The following is a 19,091-nucleotide window of genomic DNA, read 5'->3' as shown; positions in this document are numbered from 1 at the left end:
TGCCCTGACGATGAGCGGAGATCTGCCAGTTCCGGAACGTTCCGGCGGCCGGGCGGCCTCCCGGGGACCGCCGGCGACGGGCCAGGCGTACAAGATCGTGCTCGATCCCGGAAAGAGTGGCCTCCCACCCGGGACGAGGCCACTCGATCCCTGATCGAGCACGATCTTGTTCCCCGATCCGGGGCGGTCCCGCGCGATCCAGCGCGATCGCGTGCGCTGTGATCGCGTGCGCTCGTACGGACCGCTCGCCCGCGCGGGGGCAGGCCTGAACGCCCGGAGCAGGCCGGCCCCCGGCAGATCCCACTCCGCTCCCACCCACGCCGAGCCGACAGCGCCGAGCCGAGCCGAGGTAGGTCGACTTCGACCAGGCTCCAGCCCGGAGGGTGCGGATCAGCTGCGGCGGAAGGCGTATCGGCGGGTCTGGCCGGCGCGCTGGGTACGGCCGGCGGGGAACTTGGACCCGCCGACCGGCGGGCCGGTCCTCGGCGGGGGCGGCGTCTCCACGGTGGGCGACACGTCCAGGGGCTCCGCCGGCGGCGATACGCGGAGCGACTCCACCGCGGGCGACAGGAGCGGAGACGCCGTCCCCGGCTGAGGGGAAGCAGCCGCCGCGACGCCGAGGCCCGGCGCGGTCACCTCCGGCGGAGACGAGCCCGTCGACGGACTCGGGGACGGACTCGGGGACGAGCCCGTGGACGGACTCGGGAACGAGCCCGTGGACGGACTCGGGAACGAGCCCGTGGACGGACTCGGGAACGAGCCCGTGGACGGACTCGGGGACGGCTTGCGGGACTTGCGGGGCTTGCGGGAACTGGGCTTGGCTGGCATACCCGGCCTCCTGACTGCTGGTGCCGGCCGCACGGCGAGCTGCTGACGCCGACTGCGCGGCGCGGCGCTGCCGCCTGGCGACGGCGGGGCGAACGGAACGGGGAGCGCCCGGGCATCCGGCCACAACAGGCACCGCGCGCAACGGCGGCGGTGGAATGCGGACGCCCGGAACAGCGGACCCGCGGCGAGAACGGCGGGTCGGCTTCCGAAAGAGGGGCGTCAGTTACGCATGTACGTGACGGTAGCCGGCCGTCCCGCCCACCGCACCCGAATTACCGGTCGTGGGCCGCCACCGGCCGGGCCGCCACCCGCCGGACCGCCACCCGCCGGACCGCCACCGGCCGGACACAAGCCGCCGGGCCGCCAGCACATCCCGCCCGGACGCCACCGCATCATGACACCGGCGTCCGGCACCACATCAGGGCACCGCGTCCGGCACCACATCGTGGCACCGCGTCCGGCACCGGGCCCCGCCGTCCGCCCACCGCGATACGGTCGCAGCACCACGGGCGACGCGAGAGGCGGCGGAAACGGATGACGCAGCAGGCGAGGGCGCAGATCGGCGTGACCGGGCTGGCGGTGATGGGCCGGAACCTGGCCCGCAACCTGGCCCGCAACGGGTTCACGGTGGCGGTGCACAACCGGTCCCCGGAGCGCACCCGGAGCCTGGTCGCCGAGCACGGCGACGAGGGCACGTTCGTGCCGTCGGAGTCCCTCGCGGACTTCGTGGCGTCGCTGGAGCGCCCCCGCGCGGTGATCGTGATGGTCAAGGCCGGTGCCCCGACGGACGCGGTGATCGACGAGCTCGTCCCGCTGCTGGAGGAGGGCGACATCGTCGTCGACTGCGGCAACGCCCACTTCGCCGACACCCGGCGACGGGAGGAGGCGCTGCGCGGGCACGGGCTGCACTTCTCCGGCACCGGCGTGTCGGGCGGCGAGGAGGGCGCGCTGCGCGGGCCGAGCATCATGCCGGGCGGCTCCGCCGAGTCGTACGCGAAGCTCGGCCCGATGTTCGAGAAGATCGCCGCCCAGGTCGACGGCACGCCGTGCTGCCGGCACATCGGCCCGGACGGCGCGGGCCACTTCGTGAAGATGGTGCACAACGGCATCGAGTACGCCGACATGCAGCTCATCGCGGAGGCGTACGACCTGCTTCGGGCCGGGCTGTCGGCGAGCCCGGCGGAGATCGCGGACATCTTCCGGGAGTGGAACGCCGGCGAGCTGGAGTCGTTCCTCATCGAGATCACCGCCGAGGTGCTGGGGCACACCGATGCGGCGACCGGGCGGGCGTTCGTCGACGTCGTGCTGGACCAGGCCGAACAGAAGGGCACCGGCCGCTGGACGGTGCAGAGCGCGCTGGACCTGGGCATCCCGATCACCGGCATCGCCGAGGCCACCTTCGCCCGGTCGCTGTCCGGGCACGCCGACCAGCGCGAGGCCGCCCGCCGGGCGTTCGGCGACGCCGGGGAGAAGTGGCAGGTCGAGGACCGGGACGCCTTCGTCGAGGACGTGCGGCGCGCACTGCTGGCCAGCAAGATCGTCGCGTACGCGCAGGGCTTCGACCACATCCGCGCCGGCAGCCGGGAGTACGACTGGGACATCGACCTGGGCGGCACCGCGACGATCTGGCGGGGCGGCTGCATCATCCGGGCCCGCTTCCTGGACCGGATCAAGGAGGCGTACGACGCCGAGCCGGAGCTGCCGTCACTGCTGGTGGCGCCGTGGTTCGCCGAGGCGGTCAGCGCCGGCGTGCCGAGTTGGCGACGGGTGGTGGTCGACGCGGCCCGGGCCGGCGTGCCGACTCCGGCGTTCTCCTCGTCGCTGGCGTACTTCGACGGGCTGCGCGCCCAGCGGCTGCCCGCCGCGCTGATCCAGGGGCTGCGGGACAACTTCGGCGCGCACACCTACCAGCGGGTGGACCGGGATGGGTCGTTCCACACGCTGTGGGGCGGCGACCGCTCCGAGGTGCGGGCGTGACGCGCGCGCCGCGCTGAAACGCGTCAGCGCCGCCCCCGGTGCGGGGGCGGCGTTGACGGACGGCTCACCAGAACCGGCGGCGCTTCGCCTTCTGCGGGCGCAGCAGGTCGGCGCCCTTGCTGAGCACCCGGCTCACGCCGGTCGGGCCGCGCCGGGCCTCCAGGGTGTGGCTGAGCCGGCGAGCTCCGGCCGCGGCCAGCGGCACGGCGACCGCCATGACCGCCCACTGGCCTATCCGCTTCTGAATCATGTGGGTTCACCTCCGTGTCGTGGCTGCTGAGAAGGTGATACCCAGCCGGGCTCGCCGGTAAGCCTGGCTCAGGTCGACGGGGCGACCGGGTTGGGCAGCGCCCCGCCGAAGCGCCGGTCCCGCTGGGCGTACAGCTCGCAGGCGTACCAGAGGTGGCGGCGGTCGAAGTCCGGCCAGAGGGTGTCGAGGAACACCAGCTCCGCGTACGCGGTCTGCCAGAGCAGGAAGTTGGAGATCCGCTCCTCGCCGGACGGGCGAAGGAAGAGGTCCACCTCGGGGATCTCCGGGTGGTAGAGGTACTTCGCGATCAGCTTCTCGTTGACCTTGCCCGGGTCGAGCCGGCCGGCCGCCACGTCGCGGGCGATCGCGGCGACGGCGTCGGCGATCTCCGCCTGCCCGCCGTAGTTGACGCAGAACTGGAGGGTCAGCGTCGAGTTCCCCCGGGACATCTCCTCGGCGGTCTGCAACTCGGAGATGACGCTCTTCCACAGCCGCCCGGCCCGGCCGGACCAGACCACCCGGACGCCGAGGTCGACGAGTTGGTCGCGGCGGCGGCGGATGACGTCCCGGTTGAAGCCCATCAGGAACCGGACCTCGTCGGGCGAGCGCCGCCAGTTCTCCGTGGAGAACGCGTACGCCGAGAGGTAGGGCACGCCCAGCTCGATCGCGCCCTCGATGGTGTCGAAGAGGCTGAACTCGCCCGCCTCGTGGCCCTTGGTGCGGGGCAGCCCGCGCTCCTTGGCCCACCGGCCGTTGCCGTCCATCACCACGGCGACGTGCCGGGGCACCGCTGCGGGGGGCAGCGCCGGGGGCCGGGCGCCCGACGGGTGCGGAGTCGGCGGCACCGGCTCGCGCCGGCCGGCCCTCATCGATCGGATCACTCGGCTCTCTCCCTGCTCGCGTCCGGCACCCCCGGGCCGGCGACCGGAGCACCCCGGTCGACCAGCGGCAGCGAGCGTAGCGCGCGCTCCAGGTGCCACTGCAGGTGCGCCGCGACCAGGCCGCTGCACTCCCGGCGTACGCCGGTCTCGGTGGCGTCGGCGAGCACCCAGTCGCCGGTGGTCAGCGCGGACATCAGGTCGACGGTGGCCGGGGCGGGGTGGGCCGCGCCGGGGGGCCGGCAGTCCGGGCAGACCGCGCCGCCCGCCGGGACGGAGAACGCCCGGTGCCGCCCCGGGGTGCCGCAGACCGCGCACGCGGTCAGCGCGGGGGCCCAACCCGCGAGGGTCATCCCGCGCAGCAGGTACGCGTCGAGCACCAGCGTGGTGGCGTGGTCGCCCCGGGAGAGGGACTTCAGCGCGCCGAGGGTGAGCTGGAACAGCCGCAGCGAGGGCTCCCGCTCGACGGGGGTGAGCCGCTCGGCCGTCTCGGCGATCGCGCTGGCCGCCGTGTAGCGCGGGTAGTCGCCGAGGAACCGCTTGCCGTACAGGTCGATCCCCTCGACCTGGCTGACGCTGTGCAGCGAGCTGCCGGTGTTGCCCTTCGGGTCGCCGGCGAGCTGCACGTCGACGTGGCCGAACGGCTCCAGCCGGGCGCCGAACTTGCTGGTGGTGCGGCGGACCCCCCGGGCCACGGCGCGGAGCCGGCCGTGCCGGCGGGTGAGCAGGGTGATGATCCGGTCGGACTCGCCGAGCTTCTGCACGCGCAGCACCACCGCATCGTCGCGGTAGAGCTGTCGGCGGTACCCGGGCATCCGGTCATTCTCCTCGGGGTGCGAAATCAGGGTCGGTTCGGGGTAGCCGGCGCGCGATCCCGGATGCGCCCCGGGCCGGCCCGGCCGTAGCGTGCCGGCATGGCTCCGCATCCCACCGCCGCGCCCGCCCGGGCCGCCACGCCCCGCCGCGCCGCCGTCCGCCGGACGGTGCCGCGCACCGCCGTCGCCGTCGGCGCCGCCGCCGCACTGATCCTCGTCGCCGGATGCGACACCCTGTCGATGCGCCAGCTCGACTTCGACACCACCGAGACCGCCGCCGTGGCCCGGGTCGTCGTCCGCCCGGGTTCGGGCGAGGTGACGGTACGCGGCACCGGCCCGACCGGGCAGGTACGCGTCAAGCGGGTGCTGCGCTACCACGGCGCCCAGCCCGACACCCGGCACGAGGTGCACGGCGACGAGCTGGTGCTGGACACCGACTGCGGACGCCGCTGCTCGGTGTCGTACGACGTGACCGTGCCCCCGGGGACGGCGGTGCGCGGCGAGGGCGGCTCGGGCGACATCACCCTGACCAAGGTCGGCGCGGTCGAGCTGCGGCTCGGCTCGGGCAACATGCGCATCGACGGGGCCGCCGGCCCGGTACGGGCCGAGACCGGTTCCGGCAACGTGGAGGTGGACGACGTGCCCGGTCCGGCCGTCCTGCGGGCCGGCTCCGGCAACATCACGGGGCGAGGCCTCAGCGGTCAGGTCGACGCCGAGACCGGCTCGGGCAACGTCGACGTGGACCTGTCCGCCCCCGCCTCGGCGCGGGCCCACGCCGACAGCGGGAACGTGGACCTGATCGTGCCCGCCGGCCGGTACCGGGTGCGGTCGAGCGTCGGGTCGGGCGATGCCGACCTCGGCGTCCCGGACGACCCTGCCGCGCCACTGCTGATCGACGTCGCCGCCGGCAGCGGGAACGTGACGGTCAGCGCACGCTGATCCTGAGGGTGTGCTCCTCGGAGGCCCGGGGCGCCGGCACCACCGCCCGCCCCGCCGGAGCGGGACTGACCGGCACGACGGAACCGCCGGCCGGGACGGGGCTGACCGGCACGGGATTGCGGGCCGCCGGGCGGGGTCGGCCGCCCGGGATCAGCTCCGGGGGCCGGCGGGCCGCCACGTCCTCCACCCAGCCGAACAGCACGGTGGCCACGCCGACCAGCGCGAAGACCAGCGCCACCCGGATCGCCAGCCCGACCGGGTCCTGGTGGGACCAGCCGACGACGTCGACCAGCGGGGTGAGCGCCACCACGAACGGCATGTGCCAGAGGTAGCAGGTCAGCGCCCGCCGGTTCAGCACGGTCACCGCGCGGCCGAGCAGCGCGTTGCGGTCCACCCAGGCCGCCGACGTCGGGGCCCGGCCGATCGCCACCAGGATGAACGCCGCCGACCAGAGCGCGTTGCCCAGCGGCATGTCGTTCAGGTCGTACCCCCGGGGGCCGGGGTGGGTGACGATCCAGGCCGCCCCGGCGGCGCCGAGGGCGAGCGCGGTCGGGACCAGCACCCGGGTGGCCGTGCGGCGCAGCAGGCCGTCGTGGTGGGCGAAGCCGAGCAGCCAGGCCCCGAAGTACAGGCCGAAGTCCCGCAGCACCGTCGGCGCGTTCGGCAGCATGCCGACCTCGATCGCGGCCAGCAGGGCGTACGGGGCGAGCAGGGTGGGCCACGGTGCCCGCCGGAACAGCCAGAGCGCGAGGGGCGAGGCGAACACGAACCAGAGGTAGTCGCGCAGGTACCAGATCGGGCTGAGCGCCAGCGCCCCCCAGTAGTTGGCCGGTGGGTCGGCCACGGGGAACGCCCAGAGCAGCACCTTCGGCGTCAGCGGCAGCCCGGTGAGCAGCATGGCGGGTACGAAGATCGCGGCCACCACCCACAGCGACGGCAGCAGGCGGCGCAGCCGCCGGCCCACCGCCGGCGCCCCGGACCTGTCCAGCGACGCCGCCATGAGCGATCCGGCAAGCGCGAACATCACCGACATGGCCGGGAAGAGCAGCGTCAGCGTGCCCCATCCGGTCACGTGGTAGACCACGACGCGGATGATCGCCAGGAAGCGCAGCAGGTCCAGGTATCGGTTTCGCATCAGCCTGCTTCAATGTCAGGGGGCAGGGCGCAAACGTTCCCTACCCTCCGACCGGACGCCGGCAAACGCCCACCATCACGGGCTGAAAGTGAAAAAATCCATACCCGGGCCTGACCCGGGACCGCGCCGGGGGTGGATCAGCGGGACGGCGGGGCGGCGACGAAGCAACGCCAGCCCCCCGGGGTGAACGCGAGCACCGGGCCGGCGACGTCCTTGCTGTCGCGCACCAGGACCCGCCCCGGCAGGTTGTCGGCCACCTCGACGCAGTTGCCGCCGTTCGCGCTCGACCGGGTCGACGTGCGCCAGCGCGGATCGGTCATCGCTCGTCCACCAGCTTCCTGATCAGGTCGCGCGACTGGGCGCGCGGCAGGGCCTCGGCCCGGACAGCCTCCCACGTCCGCTCCAGCGCGGCAACGTGCTCCGGGTCCAGCACCACCCGCCCCGCGAGCTGGTCATCGAGGTAGCCGACCGGATCCCCGTCGGCCAGGCTGGCCAGCACGAACGCGCCGGACTGGCCGAGGTAAAGCCCGGCCGTCGCGGGCACGACGTGGATCAGGACGCGGGGCCGCTCGCTCATCGCCAGCAGGTGCGCCAACTGCGGGCGCAGCACCTCCGCCGGCCCCCGGCGCAGCACCGTCTCGTCGATGACGAAGGTGGTCAGCGGGGGCGAGTCGCGGTCGAACACCAGCGCCGGGCGGCCCATCCGCAGCTCCAGCGTCCGGGCCTGCTCCTCGGGCGGGGCCAGCCCGGTCGCCAGGATCGCCCGGGCGTACTCCTCGGTCTGCAACAGCCCCGGGATCACCAACGGCTCGTACGAGCGCAGCGCGGTCGCCTGCGCCTCGTACTCCAGCCAGGGCACCAGCCACGACGGGGCGGTGTCCAGGCTGACCAGGCGCAGCAGCCCCTGGTAGAGCCGCCCGGTGCCGGCCGCCTCGTCCACCCGTCGGCAGTAGTCCGCGCGGGGCGGCCGGTGCCCGGTCTCCACCGCCGAGACGTGCGAGTCCGAGAAGTGGATGGCCCGACCGAAGTCGCTCTGGGTCAGGCCCATCCGCTGCCGGACCGCGCGCAGCTCGTAACTGAGGAATTGTGTCGGGTTCATGTACGGACAGTAAGAAGCCCTGGTTGCGGCGCGCAATCTCCGACACTCCTCAAAACTCCCCAGATCCGCCCCGGCGCGCCGACGACCCGCACGCCGCCCGGCGGGGACGGGGGCGGGCGACGGCGCGCGGGGCGGACCGGGGTCAGAAGCCGAGCTTGCGGAGCTGGTTGGGGTCGCGCTGCCACTCCTTCGCCACCCGCACGTGCAGGTCCAGGTAGACCCGGGTGCCGAGCAGCTCCTCGATCTGCCGACGGGCGGTGATGCCGACCTGCTTGAGCCGGCTGGCCTGGTGACCGAGCACGATCGCCTTCTGGCTGGACCGCTCGACGTAGACGTCGGCGTAGATCTTCATGAGCTGACCCTCGGGGATCATCTCCTCCACCACCACGGCGATGGAGTGCGGCAGCTCGTCGCGGACCCCCTCCAGGGCCGCCTCCCGGATCATCTCGGCGATCAGCACCTGCTCCGGGTCCTCGGTGAGCATGTCGTCCGGGTAGAGCTGCGGCGACTCGGGCAGGTAGCCCGTCATCACGTCGACCAGGGTGTCGACCTGGTGACCGGAGACCGCGCTGACCGGCACCACCTCGGCGAACTCGCCCAGCTTGCTGACCGCGAGGAGCTGCTCGGCCAGTTGCCGCTTGTCCACCAGGTCGGTCTTGGTCACCACGGCCATCACGGTGGCCTTCAGCTCGGCCAGCTCGCCGGTGATGAACCGGTCCCCCCGGCCGACCGGCTCGTTCGCCGGGATGCACAGGCCGATCACGTCGACCTCGCTCCAGGTGGCGCGGACCAGGTCGTTCAGGCGCTCGCCGAGCAGCGTACGGGGGCGGTGCAGGCCCGGGGTGTCGACCAGGACGAGCTGCGACTCCGGCCGGTGCAGCACGGCCCGGATGATGTGCCGGGTGGTCTGCGGCTTGTTCGAGGTGATCGCGATCTTCGTGCCGATGATGGCGTTGGTCAGCGTCGACTTGCCGGCGTTCGGCCGGCCCACGAAGCAGGCGAACCCGGCCCGGTACGGGCTGGCCCCCGGCTCGCCTTCGCCGGACGCGCGGCCACCGGCGGCAGCGCCCCCGCCGTCGCGGCCACCGGCGGACGGGCCGCCACCGGCCGCAGCGCCCCCGCCGTCGCGGCGGCCGGCAGCGGGACGACCGTCGCGGCGACCGGTTGCGGGACGGCCGTCGCGGCGACCGGCTGCGGGACGGCCGGTCACTCGACCACCGTGCCGAGGACGGTGCCGTCCGGGGCGGCCACGTGGACCGGCGCGTCGGCGGTCAGGTCGCGGACCGCGGCGTGCCCGGCCCCGTCCAGGGTCGACGCCTCGGTCACCACCACGGCGGCCTCCAGTCGGGTGGCCCCGGCCGCCACGGCGGAGGCCACCGCGAGCTGGAGGGCGGTGAGGGTGAGCGAGGGCAGCGAGACGCTCGCCGCCGCGTACGTGCGGCCGTCCTGGTCGCGTACCGCCGCTCCCTCCACGGCGCCCACCCGGCCCCGCGCGCCGCGCGCCAGGACGACCAGCTTGCCGTCCTCGGCGGTCAGCTCGACCGGCGCGGTCGGGGTGGGCAGGGCTGCGGGTGCGGCGGGTGACTCAGGCATCGGCGGATTGCCTCTCCTCGGATCGGTTCTGGTTGCCCCGGTGCTCGGCGGGCTCGCCGCGCCCCGGGGTGGTGTCGGGATGGTCGGTCGGCTCGACCCGGCTGACCAGCACGGTGTCTATCCGGTTGCGCCGGCCGGTGGTGCCCTCCGCGTGCAGCCGGAGCGTGGCCACGTCGGCCTCCGCGCCGGGGATCGGAACCCGGCCCAGGGCCTGGGCGAGCAGGCCGCCGACCGTTTCGACCTCGTCGGCGGGCAGCTCGACGTCGAACAGCTCGCCGAGGGTCTCGACCGGCAGCCGGGCGGTGACCCGCACCGAACCGTCCTCCAGCCGCTCGACCGGCGGGCGCTCGACATCGTACTCGTCGGTGATCTCCCCGACGATCTCCTCAAGGATGTCCTCGATGGTTACCAGGCCGCCGGTGCCGCCGTACTCGTCGACGACGATGACCAGGTGGTTGCGGGCCGCCTGCATCTCCGACAGCAGGTCGTCGACCGGCTTGGACTCCGGGACGAACGTCGCCGGGCGCATCAGCTCGGCCACCGGCAGCCGGGCCGTGGCGAGATCGCCACCCCGGGTACGCCGGATCAGGTCCTTCAGGTAGAGCACGCCCAGCACGTCGTCGACGCTCTCCCCGATCACCGGGATGCGCGAGAAGCCGGAACGCAGGAACAGCGTCAGGGCCTGGGAAAGGGTCTTGCTCTCCTCTATCCACACCATCTCGGTGCGCGGCACCATCACCTCGCGGGCGATGGTGTCGCCGAGCGCGAAGACCGAGTGGATCATCTGCCGCTCGCCGTGCTCCACGACGCCGCGCTGCTCGGCCAGGTCGACCAGCTCACGCAGCTCCACCTGGGTGGCAAAGGGCCCCTCCCGGAAGCCGCGCCCCGGGGTGACCGCGTTACCGATCAGGATCAGCAGCGAGGCGAGCGGATTGAGCGCCCGCCCGAGCCAGCGCACCAGCGGGGCGACCGCCCGGCCGACCGCGTACGCGTGCTGCCGGCCGATGGTGCGCGGGCCGACGCCGACCACCACGAAGCTGATCACGGTCATCGCGCCGGCGGTGATCAGGGCCGCCCGCCAGCCCGCACCGAACGTGTCGACCGCCACCAGCGCGACCAGCGTGGTGGCGGTCAACTCGGCCAGCAGCCGGAGCAGCAGCAGCAGGTTGAGGTGGCGGACCACGTCGCCGGCGACCGCCTGGAGGGTGCGGGCGCCCCGGGCTCCGTCGCGGGCCAGCTCGGCCGCCCGGGCCGGGGACACCGCGGCGAGCGCCGCCTCGGTCATCGCGATCAGGCCGGCGAGCACCACCAGCCCGGCCGCGAAGACGAGCAGTTGCAGGTCGGGAAGGCCGGCGGTGGCGCCGGCCGCCGATATCGGGGTGGGCATCACCGGGACCGGGTCGACCGCCAGCCGGCCAGCAGGCGGGCCTGGAGCTCGAACATCTCCCGCTCCTCCTCCGGCTCGGCGTGGTCGTACCCGAGCAGGTGCAGGACCCCGTGCACGGTGAGCAGGTGCAGCTCGTCCGCCGCCGCGTGGCCGGCGGTCGCGGCCTGCTTGGCCGCCACCTCGGGGCAGAGCACGATGTCGCCGAGCAGGGCCGGCTCTCCGCCGGACGCGCTGGTCTCGCCCGGCCCGTGGTCGACGCTGCCCTCGTCCATGGGGAAGGCGAGCACGTCGGTCGGGCCGTCGCCACCCATCCAGCGGTGGTTCAGCTCGGTCATGTAGTCGATGTCGACCAGCAGCACGGACAGCTCGGCGAGGGGGTTGACCCCCATCTCGTCGAGGGCGTACCGGGCGACGGCGAGCACGGCGTCGGTGTCGACCTCGACACCGGACTCGTTGGCGATCTCGATGGACAACTGGGTTCCCTAGGTCTGGCGGCGCCGGCCGGCCCGACCGCCCTGGGCGGTCCGCCCCGGCACGGCGTGCACGCCCTGCGCCTGCTGGTTCTCCCGCTCGGCGTCCCAGCGGGCGTACGCGTCGACGATCTCCCCGACCAGCTGGTGACGCACCACGTCGGAGCTGGAGAGCTGCGCGAAGTGCACGTCCTCCACGTTCCCCAGGATCTCCCGGACGATCCGCAGGCCGCTGGTCGTCCCGCTAGGAAGGTCCACCTGGGTGACGTCGCCGGTGACCACGATCTTGGAACCGAAGCCGAGCCGGGTGAGAAACATCTTCATCTGCTCGGGCGTGGTGTTCTGGGCCTCGTCGAGGATGATGAACGCGTCGTTGAGCGTACGCCCCCGCATGTACGCCAGCGGCGCGACCTCGATGGTCCCGGCCGCCATCAGCTTCGGGATCGTCTCCGGGTCGAGCATGTCGTGCAGCGCGTCGTAGAGCGGGCGCAGGTAGGGGTCGATCTTCTCGTTCAGCGTGCCGGGCAGGAAGCCGAGCCGCTCCCCCGCCTCGACCGCCGGCCGGGTGAGGATGATCCGGTTGACCTGCTTGGCCTGGAGCGCCTGGACGGCCTTGGCCATGGCGAGGTACGTCTTGCCGGTGCCCGCCGGGCCGATACCGAAGACGATGGTGTGCGCGTCGATGGCGTCGACGTAGCGCTTCTGCCCGAGGGTCTTGGGGCGGATGGTGCGCCCGCGCCGGGAGAGGATGTTGAGCGTCAGGACCTCGGCGGGCCGCTCGGCGCTGCCCTGCTCGAGCATGCTGGCGGTACGCCGTACGGCGTCAGTGGTCAGGGTCTCGCCTTTCTCGATCAGTTCGAGCAGCTCGCTGAACAAGCGCTCGGCGAGGGCGTTGTCCGCGGGGGCACCGGTGATGGTGATCTCGTTGCCGCGGACGTGCACGTCGCTGGTGACCGAGCGTTCGACGAGTCGCAGGATCTCGTCGCCCGCGCCCAGCAGGTTGACCATGATCTTGGAATCAGGAACGGTGATCCTGGTCTGCACCCGGGGCGGGCCGGGAGGTGGGGTGCCGGTCATAGGTCGGGCCGAGGGGCCCTGCGCCACCTGCTCTCGCTCTCGGCGCCGAAACCTGCTGGCCCGGCGGTCGGACGTTGCCTCCCATCGTATCGTTTCCCGCTCGGCGGCACCTCGCCCATTTTGCCGGGCCACCGGCCCGCCGCCGCGCTGAGCCACCGGGGGCGGCGGGCCGGTGGCTCAGCGCCGGAAGTCGTACCCGTCGAAGGTCTCCTGGGCCCGGGTGAACCGGTAGGTGGCCCAGTGCAGCCGGACCACCGTCCCGTCCGCGTCCCGGGTCAGCCGGAGCAGCTCGCCGGCCTCCCGCCCGGACACGGTGCGGAACACGTCCGGCCGGTCCGGCACCGGGGCGAGGACCGCCGGGGGCTTCCCCGCCGGGTCGTCCGCGCCCCGGGCCCGCAGGGCCCCGTCGTGCCAGCCGAAGACGTACTCGAAGCCCTCGCCCCACCAGCGGCCCAGCATCCCGCGCAGGTGCGCCGGGGCGGGCTCCCCCGGCCGCCACGGCTCGACGTCGGCCGGGTCGTGCTCGGCGGACGCCGCGAGCAGCCGGTGCGGCAGGTCCATCACCTGCACCCCGGTCCCGGACGAGCCGAGCACCGCCGCGCCCATCGCCCCGGCGGTGCCGTCGCCGCCGCGCCGGCCGTAGACGGCGGCCAGGAAGCCGGGCATCGCCCCGTCGTGCCCGACGTGCACCACCCGCTCGCCTTGCGGCACGAGGATGAGCCCCAGCCCGAAGCCCGCTCCCCAGGACGTCTCGTCGGTGACGGTCAACGGCCAGCGCATCTCGTCCAGGGTGGCCGGGGCGAGCACCGCGCCGGCCGGGTCCAGCGCCGCCGGGTCGGCCAGGAACGCCGCCCACCGGGCCATGTCCGAGGCGGTGCTCCAGAGCTGGGCGGCCGGGCCGACCGCGCCGAAGTCGGTCGGCGGCTCCGGGTGCGCCTCGTCGGAGTACGCGTCGACCAGGAACCCGGTGGCCGCCGCCGGGCCCGGCCGGTCGGTGGTGGCGGCCAGGCCGAGCGGGGCGAGCACCCGCTCGCCGAGCACCTCGGCCCAGGTGCCGCCGCGCAGCCGCGCGACGAGCTGGCCGAGGAGCGCCATGCCGAGGTTGGAGTAGTGGTAGCGGCGGGCCGGCGGCAACACCCGCTCGGCCCGGGCCAGGTCGGCCAGCAGCGCGTCCACGTCGGGGGCGGCCAGGGTGTCCCAGACGTCGCCGTGCGGCTCCCGTTGCAGGCCCGAGGTGTGCGACAGCAGCCGGCGCACGGTCAGCTCGGCGTGCGCCGGGACGTCGAGGTGCCGGCCCACCGGGTCGTCCAGGTCGAGCAGGCCCGCGTCGCGGCACTGCAGGACCAGCACGGCGGTGAAGGTCTTGGTGACCGAGCCGATCCGGAACAGCGTCTGCGGGCCGAGGACGCCGTCGTTGCCGGTGCCGCCGACCGCGCACGTCCACGGCGGCCGGTCGGCCCGGTGCAGGGCGGCCGACACGGCCGGCACCCGCCCGTCGGCCTGGACCCGCCGCACCATCCGCTCCAGGCGGCCGTCGATCTCGCCCACCACCGCCCGCCTACCGGCAGATCATCGGGCCGAGCGGCGCGCCGCCGAGCACGTGCGCGTGGACGTGGAAGACCTCCTGGCCCCCGTACGCCCCGGTGTTGAACATCAGCCGGTAGCCGTCGCCGAGCAGCCCCTCGTCCTCGGCCACGACGGCCGCCGCGGCCAGCAGCTCCCCTGCCAGCGCCGGGTCGCCCTGGCCCAGGGTGGCCACGTCGGCGTAGTGCTCCTTGGGGATGACCAGCACGTGCACCGGGGCCTTCGGGGAGATGTCCCGGAACGCCAGGGTGGTGTCGGTCTCCCGGACGATGGTGGCCGGGATCTCCCCGGCGACGATTCGGCAGAACAAGCAGTCGGATCCCATCGGGGCATGGTAAGGCGTGCCGGCCTGCTCGGGCATGATGGCGGCGTGACTCCACGGGCGGTACTGGTGACGGGGGCCTCGCGCGGCATCGGGCGCGCGGTGGCGGCGAGGTTCGCGGCGGGCGGGGACCGGGTGGCGATCCACCACCGGGACTCGGCGGAGCCGGCCGAGCGGCTGCGCGCCGAACTGCCGGGCGACGGCCACGTCGTGGTCCGCGCGGACCTGACCGACCCCGACGCGGTACGGGCCATGGTCGACGACGCGGCGGCCCGCCTCGGCGGCCTGGACGTGCTGGTCAACAACGCCGGGGTGTACGGCGAGCGGGACGCCCCGCACCCGGTCTTCGGCACGTCCTACGCCGACTGGCAGCGGCGCTGGCGGCAGGTGCTGGAGACCAACCTGACCGGGGCGGCCAACGTGACCTGGTGCGCCGCCCAGCACATGCGCGAGCGGGGCGGGCGGATCGTCAACGTCTCCTCCCGGGGCGCGTTCCGGGGCGAGCCGGACCAGCCGGCGTACGGGGCCAGCAAGGCGGGGCTGAACGCGCTCGGCCAGTCCCTCGCGGTGGCCCTCGCCCCGTACGGCATCGCGGTGGCCACGGTGGCCCCCGGCTTCGTGGAGACGGACATGACCACGGAGCACCTGGCCGGCGAGCGGGGCGCGGCGATCCGCGCCCAGAGCCCGTTCAACCGGGTGGCCCGCCCCGACGAGATCGCCGCCACCATCCACTGGCTGACCAGCCCTGAGGCGGAGTGGACCTCCGGCACCATCATCGACCTGAACGGTGCCAGCTACCTCCGCACCTGACCCCCGGGGTCACCAGCGGGTAAGGCGGGTGGAGAGGACCGAGAGTGCGGCCACGCCGGCCGTGGAGGTGCGCAGGACCGACGGGCCCAGGCGGACCGGGCGGGCGCCCGCAGCGGCGAAGGTGGCCAGCTCGGGCTCGGCGATGCCGCCCTCCGGGCCGACGACCAGCACGATCTCGCCCGCGTCGGGCAGCTCCACGGTGGTCAGCCGGTCGTCGGCCTCCTCGTGCAGGACGAACGCGGCGGTGGAGCCGGCGATCCGCCGGGCCACGGTGGCGGTGGACTCGTCGGGGGACCCGGCCAGCACCGGCAGCCACGCCCGGCGGGCCTGCTTCGCCGCCTCCCGGGCGGTGGCCACCCACTTCTCCCGCGCCCGGACGCCCCGGTCGCCGCGCCACTGCACCACCGAGCGGGATGCCCCCCAGGGGACGATCTCGTCCACCCCGACCTCGGTCATCGCCTGCACGGCCAGCTCGCCCCGGTCGCCCTTGGCGATGCCCTGCACCACCACCAGCCGGGGCACGGACGCGTCGACGTACCCCCGGGAGGTGATGTCGAGCTCCAGGCTGCCCCGGCCGACGGCGGTGACCACGGCGGACGCGGTGCCGCCCCGGCCGTCGGCGAGCAGCAGTTCCTCGCCCACCCGCAGCCGTTGCACGGTGGCGGCGTGATGCCCCTCGGGGCCGTCCAGGGTGAGCTGGGCAGCGGGGGGCAGCGACTCGACCAGGAACAGCGGCGCGGACACGACGATCAGGTTAGCCGCCCCGGCGGAACCGGGGCGGCGAGGCCGGAGGACCGGGGTCAGGAGGGGTGCCCGTTGAACGCGTCGCGCATCCGGGAGAAGAAGCCGCCCTGCTTGGACAGCTCGGCGACCTCCTCGCCCCGGGTCTTGGCGAAGTCGCGCAGCATCTTCTCCTGGTCGGCGTCGAGCTTGGTCGGGGTCCGCACGTCGAGGTGGACGTAGAGGTCGCCGCGGCCGGTGCCGCGCAGGTGCGGCACGCCCCGGGCGCGCAGCCGCAGGGTGCTGCCCGGCTGGGTGCCGGCCTTGACGTCCACCGTCTCCTCGCTGTCCAGCGTCTTGATGGTCAGCCGGGTGCCGAGCGCGGCGGCGGTCATCGGGACGGTCACCCGGCAGTGCAGGTCGTCGCCCTTGCGGGAGTAGACGTCGTGCGTGCGCTCGTGGATCTCCACGTACAGGTCGCCGGCGGTGCCGCCGCCCGGGCCGACCTCGCCCTGCTGGGCCAGCCGGATCCGCATGCCGTCCTCGACCCCGGCCGGGATCTTCACGGTCAGCGAGCGGCGGGTACGCACCCGACCGTCGCCGGCGCAGGTCGGGCAGGGGTGCGGGATCGTGGTGCCGTACCCCTGGCAGACCGTGCACGGCCGGGCGGAGACCACCTGGCCGAGGAACGTGCGCTGCACCGACTGGACCTCGCCCCGGCCGCCGCACGCCTCGCAGGTGGCCAGATGGGTGCCGGCGGCGGTGCCCGCGCCGGAGCAGGTGGTGCAGAGCACGGCGGTGTCGACGGTGATCGGCGCCTCGACGCCGAACGCCGTCTCGTGCAGGTCCAGCTCGAGCCGCAGGATCGCGTCGGCCCCCGGCCGGGTACGCGGGCGCGGCCCGCGCGCGCCGCCAGCCGCGCCGCCGAAGAAGGCGTCCATGATGTCCTGGAAGCCGACGAACGGGCCGGCCCCGCCGGGCCCGCCCGGGCCGGCGCCCCCGCCGCCCGGGGCCAACGGGTCACCGCCCAGGTCGACGATCTGCCGTTTCCGGTCGTCCGAGAGGACCTCGTACGCGGCGTTGATGTCCTTGAACTTCTCCTGTGCCTCCGGGTCCGGATTCACGTCCGGGTGGAACTGCCGCGCCAGCTTGCGGTAGGCGCGCTTGATCTCGTCGTCGGAGGCTTCCCGGCCTACGCCGAGGATGCCGTAGTAGTCCCTGGCCACTGCGTTCCCGTGTCCTCATGTTCGTCTCGCGTTGCGCCGGTCGGCGGCCGGAGCCGGCCGTCGGCCCTGACTGGTCAGTTCTGGGCCAGCAGCTCGCCCACGTAGCGTGCCACGGCCCGCACCGTGGCGATGGTGCCGGGGTAGTCCATCCGGGTGGGGCCGAGCACGCCCAGGCCGCCGAGCGCGGCCGCCCCCGACCCGTACCCGGTGCTCACCACCGAGGCGGCGCGCAGGTTGTCGATCTCGTTCTCGTCGCCGATCAGCACCCGGGTGGTGGTCGACTCGGCCTCGCCGATGAGTTTGAGCATCACCACCTCCTCCTCCAGGGCCTCCAGGATCGGCCGCAGCGAACCCTGGAAGTCCAGCAGGCCGCCCCGGGTCAGGTTGGCGGTGCCGGCCAGCGCGATGCGCTCCTCGTGCCGCTCGACCAGCGTCTCCAGCAGCACCGTGGACAGCGTGGTCATGGCCGGGCGCAGGTGCGCCGCCGACTCCTCGACCAGGGCCTGCACCAGCGGCGGGGTCTCCGACAGCCGGCTGCCGACCAGCTTCTCGTTGACCAGCCGGCGCAGGTCGGTGACGACGTCGGCGGGGACCGGCGCGGGCAGCTCGACCAGCCGCTGCTCGACCCGCCCCGTGTCGGCGATCATCACCAGCATCAGCCGGGTGGTGGAGATCGGCACCAGCTCCAGGTGCCGCACCGAGGACCGGGCCAGCGACGGGTACTGCACCACGGCGACCTGCCGGGTGAGCTGGGCCAGCAGCCGGACCGTGCGGTGCACCACGTCGTCCAGGTCGACCGCGCCGACCAGGAAGCGCTCGATGGCCCGGCGCTCGGCCGGGCTGAGCGGCTTGACCCGGGAGAGCCGGTCGACGAAGAGCCGGTAGCCCCGGTCGGTGGGCACCCGCCCGGCGCTGGTGTGCGGCTGCCGGATGTACCCCTCCTCCTCCAGCACCGCCATGTCGTTGCGGACGGTCGCCGGGGAGACGCCGAGCTGGTGGCGCTCGACCAGGGCCTTGCTGCCGACCGGCTCCTGAGTGGCGACGTAGTCCTCGACGATCGCGCGGAGCACGGCGAGCTTACGGTCGTCGAGACCCACTCCCCTTACCTCCTGTCGCACGTCGGTGCCCGTCGTCGCGGCGACGCCCCGGGGCCTGCCCGCAGGCCGGCGAGGCCTGGCACTCGACTGTAATGAGTGCCAGTCTACGTCGGCTGCCCCGTCGTCGGTAAGATCACAGACGGACCGTCGGTCCGGCCGCGGCACCCGGGACGCCGGCCGATCATCCCCTCGTACCCGACCAGTGTCGCTCTGGTGCCCACTTGTCGGCAGCCCCTACCGTGACGTGCATGACTGAACCACCTCGCCCTCCCGGAGCGGGCGACCCGGGCGGCTACCCGCCCGAGGGCAACCCGCCGTCAGCACCGTACGGCTCGTCGTACGAGCCCCCCACCGCACCACTGTCCGGCGCACCCGGGGCGGGCGGCTATCCCCCGCCCGGTGGCTATCCGCCGCCCTCCGGCGGCCAGCCCTCAGCGGGCGGCTACCCGCCCCCCGGTGGCTTTTCGCCCGGTGGCGGATATCCGACCGGCGGTGCGCCCTCCGGCGGCTACGCCAACAACGAGGACAAGACCTGGATCCTGGTCGCCCACTTCGGTGGCGCGGCGGGAATGTTCATGGGCGGCGGCATGCTCGGCTGGCTCGCGCCGCTGATCGCCCTCCTCGCCCGGGGCAACCAGTCGCCCACGGTCCGCGCCCACGCGGTGGCGGCGCTGAACTTCCAGCTCCTCTGGTCCGTCATCGCCCTGATCGGCTGGATCCTCACCTGCATCCTGGTGGGCCTGCTGATCGGGTTCGCCGCCATGATCATCGGCATCATCTTCGGCATCATCGCCGGCATCAAGGCGAACGAGGGCACCCCCTACCGCTACCCGATGACCGTCAGCCTGATCAAGTGACCCCGGCCGGCCGCTCCCCCGGCCGGT

At 74.0% G+C, this 19,091-nt stretch carries 20 protein-coding genes; 4 read left to right on the top strand and 16 right to left on the bottom strand.

The window, feature by feature from the left end; all coding sequences use genetic code 11:
- Window positions 1–1,362 precede the first annotated feature (1,362 nt).
- Window positions 1,363–2,805, top strand: a complete 1,443-nt coding sequence (gnd, locus tag ABT023_RS19010; RefSeq protein WP_350887255.1) for an NADP-dependent phosphogluconate dehydrogenase — start codon at window positions 1,363–1,365, stop codon at window positions 2,803–2,805.
- A 64-nt stretch (window positions 2,806–2,869) separates the two neighbouring features.
- On the opposite strand, the gene ABT023_RS19005 is transcribed toward gnd, so the two are convergent.
- The 3 genes from ABT023_RS19005 to recO form a co-directional block, all read right to left on the bottom strand.
- Window positions 2,870–3,055, bottom strand: a complete 186-nt coding sequence (locus ABT023_RS19005) for a hypothetical protein (RefSeq protein WP_350887253.1) — start codon at window positions 3,053–3,055, stop codon at window positions 2,870–2,872.
- A 68-nt stretch (window positions 3,056–3,123) separates the two neighbouring features.
- Window positions 3,124–3,924: an isoprenyl transferase gene (locus ABT023_RS19000; RefSeq protein ID WP_350887322.1), complete on the bottom strand. Its 801-nt coding sequence runs from the start codon at window positions 3,922–3,924 to the stop codon at window positions 3,124–3,126.
- Between the two features lie 8 nt (window positions 3,925–3,932).
- Window positions 3,933–4,748, bottom strand: coding sequence for a DNA repair protein RecO (recO, locus tag ABT023_RS18995; protein WP_350887251.1), 816 nt, complete (start codon window positions 4,746–4,748; stop codon window positions 3,933–3,935).
- Window positions 4,749–4,847: 99 nt separating this feature from the next.
- On the opposite strand from recO, the gene ABT023_RS18990 reads away from it, so the two are divergent.
- Complete coding sequence (locus tag ABT023_RS18990; RefSeq protein ID WP_350887248.1) at window positions 4,848–5,687, top strand: DUF4097 family beta strand repeat-containing protein; 840 nt, start codon at window positions 4,848–4,850, stop codon at window positions 5,685–5,687.
- Here ABT023_RS18990 and ABT023_RS18985 read toward each other — a convergent pair.
- From ABT023_RS18985 to ABT023_RS18940, 10 genes are all read right to left on the bottom strand, one after another.
- Complete coding sequence (locus ABT023_RS18985; RefSeq protein WP_350887245.1) at window positions 5,674–6,822, bottom strand: acyltransferase family protein; 1,149 nt, start codon at window positions 6,820–6,822, stop codon at window positions 5,674–5,676. The genes ABT023_RS18990 and ABT023_RS18985 overlap by 14 nt on opposite strands.
- 137 nt (window positions 6,823–6,959) lie before the next feature.
- Entirely contained in the window at window positions 6,960–7,142 is a 183-nt protein-coding gene (locus tag ABT023_RS18980; protein ID WP_350887242.1) for a DUF397 domain-containing protein, read from the bottom strand.
- Window positions 7,139–7,921 (bottom strand): helix-turn-helix domain-containing protein, encoded by a 783-nt coding sequence (locus ABT023_RS18975; protein ID WP_350887239.1) that lies wholly within the window; start codon window positions 7,919–7,921, stop codon window positions 7,139–7,141. Before ABT023_RS18975 ends, ABT023_RS18980 begins: the two co-directional genes overlap by 4 nt.
- Window positions 7,922–8,063: 142 nt before the next feature.
- Window positions 8,064–9,131, bottom strand: a complete 1,068-nt coding sequence (era, locus tag ABT023_RS18970; RefSeq protein WP_350887236.1) for a GTPase Era — start codon at window positions 9,129–9,131, stop codon at window positions 8,064–8,066.
- Window positions 9,128–9,514: a cytidine deaminase-like protein gene (locus ABT023_RS18965; protein WP_350887233.1), complete on the bottom strand. Its 387-nt coding sequence runs from the start codon at window positions 9,512–9,514 to the stop codon at window positions 9,128–9,130. Before ABT023_RS18965 ends, era begins: the two co-directional genes overlap by 4 nt.
- Window positions 9,507–10,925, bottom strand: coding sequence for a hemolysin family protein (locus ABT023_RS18960; RefSeq protein ID WP_350887319.1), 1,419 nt, complete (start codon window positions 10,923–10,925; stop codon window positions 9,507–9,509). The genes ABT023_RS18965 and ABT023_RS18960 overlap by 8 nt, the downstream gene beginning before the upstream one ends.
- Complete coding sequence (gene ybeY, locus ABT023_RS18955; RefSeq protein WP_350887230.1) at window positions 10,901–11,374, bottom strand: rRNA maturation RNase YbeY; 474 nt, start codon at window positions 11,372–11,374, stop codon at window positions 10,901–10,903. The genes ABT023_RS18960 and ybeY overlap by 25 nt, the downstream gene beginning before the upstream one ends.
- Window positions 11,375–11,383: 9 nt before the next feature.
- Window positions 11,384–12,448: a PhoH family protein gene (locus tag ABT023_RS18950; protein ID WP_350887228.1), complete on the bottom strand. Its 1,065-nt coding sequence runs from the start codon at window positions 12,446–12,448 to the stop codon at window positions 11,384–11,386.
- Between the two features lie 177 nt (window positions 12,449–12,625).
- Window positions 12,626–13,966 (bottom strand): serine hydrolase domain-containing protein, encoded by a 1,341-nt coding sequence (locus ABT023_RS18945; protein WP_502890717.1) that lies wholly within the window; start codon window positions 13,964–13,966, stop codon window positions 12,626–12,628.
- A gap of 40 nt (window positions 13,967–14,006) precedes the next feature.
- The gene (locus tag ABT023_RS18940; protein ID WP_350887224.1) at window positions 14,007–14,357 is read right to left on the bottom strand and encodes a histidine triad nucleotide-binding protein; all 351 of its coding nucleotides are present in this window, start codon (window positions 14,355–14,357) and stop codon (window positions 14,007–14,009) included.
- 45 nt (window positions 14,358–14,402) lie between these two features.
- Here ABT023_RS18940 and ABT023_RS18935 point away from each other — a divergent pair, with 45 nt between their 5' ends.
- Window positions 14,403–15,164: an SDR family NAD(P)-dependent oxidoreductase gene (locus tag ABT023_RS18935; protein WP_350887222.1), complete on the top strand. Its 762-nt coding sequence runs from the start codon at window positions 14,403–14,405 to the stop codon at window positions 15,162–15,164.
- Window positions 15,165–15,173: 9 nt separating this feature from the next.
- On the opposite strand, the gene ABT023_RS18930 is transcribed toward ABT023_RS18935, so the two are convergent.
- The 3 genes from ABT023_RS18930 to hrcA form a co-directional block, all read right to left on the bottom strand.
- Window positions 15,174–15,908, bottom strand: a complete 735-nt coding sequence (locus tag ABT023_RS18930; protein ID WP_350887220.1) for a 16S rRNA (uracil(1498)-N(3))-methyltransferase — start codon at window positions 15,906–15,908, stop codon at window positions 15,174–15,176.
- A gap of 56 nt (window positions 15,909–15,964) precedes the next feature.
- On the bottom strand, window positions 15,965–17,110 hold the full coding sequence (dnaJ, locus tag ABT023_RS18925) for a molecular chaperone DnaJ (RefSeq protein ID WP_350887218.1): 1,146 nt from the start codon (window positions 17,108–17,110) through the stop codon (window positions 15,965–15,967).
- A gap of 74 nt (window positions 17,111–17,184) precedes the next feature.
- A complete protein-coding gene (hrcA, locus tag ABT023_RS18920) occupies window positions 17,185–18,207 on the bottom strand; it encodes a heat-inducible transcriptional repressor HrcA (RefSeq protein WP_350887215.1) in 1,023 nt (340 codons plus the stop codon).
- A gap of 248 nt (window positions 18,208–18,455) precedes the next feature.
- Here hrcA and ABT023_RS18915 point away from each other — a divergent pair, with 248 nt between their 5' ends.
- Window positions 18,456–19,064, top strand: a complete 609-nt coding sequence (locus ABT023_RS18915; RefSeq protein ID WP_350887212.1) for a DUF4870 domain-containing protein — start codon at window positions 18,456–18,458, stop codon at window positions 19,062–19,064.
- Window positions 19,065–19,091: the final 27 nt, after the last annotated feature.

It is taken from the genome of Micromonospora sp. NPDC002296 (genome assembly GCF_040296145.1).
Classification (GTDB): domain Bacteria; phylum Actinomycetota; class Actinomycetes; order Mycobacteriales; family Micromonosporaceae; genus Micromonospora.
Note: the sequence above shows the minus strand (reverse complement) of the source record. Positions and strands in the feature narration are given on the sequence as shown.

What these genes read in the sequence shown, in the direction of transcription:
- gnd (WP_350887255.1), top strand. Translation starts at nt 1,363, where the DNA reads ATGACGCAGCAGGCGAGGGCGCAGATCGGCGTGACCGGGCTGGCGGTG.
- ABT023_RS19005 (WP_350887253.1), bottom strand. Translation starts at nt 3,055, where the DNA reads ATGATTCAGAAGCGGATAGGCCAGTGGGCGGTCATGGCGGTCGCCGTG.
- ABT023_RS19000 (WP_350887322.1), bottom strand. Translation starts at nt 3,924, where the DNA reads ATGAGGGCCGGCCGGCGCGAGCCGGTGCCGCCGACTCCGCACCCGTCG.
- recO (WP_350887251.1), bottom strand. Translation starts at nt 4,748, where the DNA reads ATGCCCGGGTACCGCCGACAGCTCTACCGCGACGATGCGGTGGTGCTG.
- ABT023_RS18990 (WP_350887248.1), top strand. Translation starts at nt 4,848, where the DNA reads ATGGCTCCGCATCCCACCGCCGCGCCCGCCCGGGCCGCCACGCCCCGC.
- ABT023_RS18985 (WP_350887245.1), bottom strand. Translation starts at nt 6,822, where the DNA reads ATGCGAAACCGATACCTGGACCTGCTGCGCTTCCTGGCGATCATCCGC.
- ABT023_RS18980 (WP_350887242.1), bottom strand. Translation starts at nt 7,142, where the DNA reads ATGACCGATCCGCGCTGGCGCACGTCGACCCGGTCGAGCGCGAACGGC.
- ABT023_RS18975 (WP_350887239.1), bottom strand. Translation starts at nt 7,921, where the DNA reads ATGAACCCGACACAATTCCTCAGTTACGAGCTGCGCGCGGTCCGGCAG.
- ABT023_RS18965 (WP_350887233.1), bottom strand. Translation starts at nt 9,514, where the DNA reads ATGCCTGAGTCACCCGCCGCACCCGCAGCCCTGCCCACCCCGACCGCG.
- ABT023_RS18950 (WP_350887228.1), bottom strand. Translation starts at nt 12,448, where the DNA reads ATGACCGGCACCCCACCTCCCGGCCCGCCCCGGGTGCAGACCAGGATC.
- ABT023_RS18945 (WP_502890717.1), bottom strand. Translation starts at nt 13,966, where the DNA reads ATGGTGCGGCGGGTCCAGGCCGACGGGCGGGTGCCGGCCGTGTCGGCC.
- ABT023_RS18940 (WP_350887224.1), bottom strand. Translation starts at nt 14,357, where the DNA reads ATGGGATCCGACTGCTTGTTCTGCCGAATCGTCGCCGGGGAGATCCCG.
- ABT023_RS18915 (WP_350887212.1), top strand. Translation starts at nt 18,456, where the DNA reads ATGACTGAACCACCTCGCCCTCCCGGAGCGGGCGACCCGGGCGGCTAC.